The sequence below is a fragment of the Marinobacter sp. V34 genome, from assembly GCF_055524115.1.
Window position 1 is genome coordinate 1 of sequence record NZ_JBUPZY010000025.1, and the last position, 1,683, is coordinate 1,683.

Consider the following 1,683-nt stretch of genomic DNA (forward strand, 5'->3'; position numbering starts at 1 on the left):
CCCCCTCTGTCAGCCTAGTTGTCCAGTTGGCGATCTCGCCTGAGTTTCACTAGACGGGGGCGGCATGGGAGCATTCATGCCACGCTATTCCGAAGAACGTAAAGCCGCAGTCCTGAAGAAGCTGTTACCACCACAGAACCGAAGTGTCGTATCGGTGGCGGCAGAGGAAGGCATATCCGATGTGACTCTGTATAGTTGGTTAAAACAGTGTCGAGAACAAGGAATGCCCGTGCCAGGTAATCGTAATACCGGGGAAGACTGGTCCCCCGAGGCCAAGCTGGCCGTTGTCGTGGAAACGGCCTCTATGTCTGAAGCGGAACTCAGTGTCTACTGCCGTGAGAAAGGCCTGTATCCGGAGCAAGTTCAGCGCTGGAAAGAAGCCTGCCTTCAGGGCGCTGGCATGGAGGAAGACCGGGATAAAGCGGCTCAGAAGCAGAAACGAGCGTCCCGCAAAACGATCAAGAAGCTGAAGTCGGAAGTGCGCCGCAAGGACAAGGCTCTGGCTGAAACGACCTCACTACTGGTGTTGTCAAAAAAGCTCGAAGCCTTGTACGGCGAAGACCCGGACAGCAGCGAGGACGACTGACACCGCTGGACGAACGTGCAAGGCTCCTGGAGCTGTTTGATGAAGCTGTCGCCGGTGGTGCCGCCCGATACAAAGTGGCGGAGTTAATGGACATCAGCGAGCGTACATTGAAGCGCTGGCGAGGCCCTAATGGCCAGGTTGATGAAGACCAGCGCCCTGAGGTAAAGCCGGTCGAGCAGCCCCACAAACTCACACAAGCCGAGGAATTGGCCATTCTGAGCGCATGCAATCAACCTCAGTACTGGAGTTCGCCGCCGTCACAGATCGTGCCGTCACTGGCTGATAAAGGCGTCTATCTGGCCTCTGAGTCGTCGTTTTACCGAGTACTGAAAAAACATCAGCAACAGAATCACCGGGGCCGCATGAAAGCGCCTCGAAAGGTGCCGGAGCCGACCGGCTTCACCGCGACTGGCCCGAACCAGGTGTGGACTTGGGACATCAGTTATTGTCCGTCAGCAGTGCGTGGCCAGCATTGGTATCTGTACCTGATTATGGACATCTACAGTCGCAAGATTATTGCTTGGGAGATCCATGAAGCGGAATCCGGCGAGTTGGCCAAGAAGCTGGTTGAACGCGCTCTGCTGCGGGAAGGTTGCTGGCACAATCCGCCGGTGTTGCACTCTGATAACGGCGCACCGATGACATCCTATACGCTCAAGGCCCGGCTGGCAGAGTTGGGCATGTTGATGTCCCACAGCCGTCCGAGAGTGAGCAACGATAACCCTTACTCGGAGTCGTTGTTCCGGACCGTCAAATACTGCCCGAAGTGGCCCTCAAAAGGCTTTAAATCGCTCACGGCAGTCCGCGACTGGATGCTGGCGTTCGAGTACGCCTACAACGAGCGACACTTGCACAGCGGCATTCGGTTCGTGACGCCGGCAGACCGGCATCGAGGTGTTGATCACGAGCGCCTGGCGCACCGGAAAATGGTTTATGAAAGAGCAAAGCGCCGGAATCCAAGGCGCTGGTCCGGAGGCACCCGAAACTGGGATGTCACCGGACCGGTAGCGCTAAACCCTGGCAAGTTGCAGGAAGTTGAGCGCAATAAACTGGCCGCTTAAACGCGGTCATTTGGACAACTGGGTTGAAAATCGCCG

General features: G+C 56.7%; 1 pseudogene. It reads left to right on the forward strand.

Annotation, left to right across the window (positions count from 1 at the left end):
* Positions 1-76: 76 nt before the first annotated feature.
* A pseudogene (locus tag AC0B60_RS20170) lies at positions 77-1,647 on the forward strand (IS3 family transposase).
* Positions 1,648-1,683 lie beyond the last annotated feature (36 nt).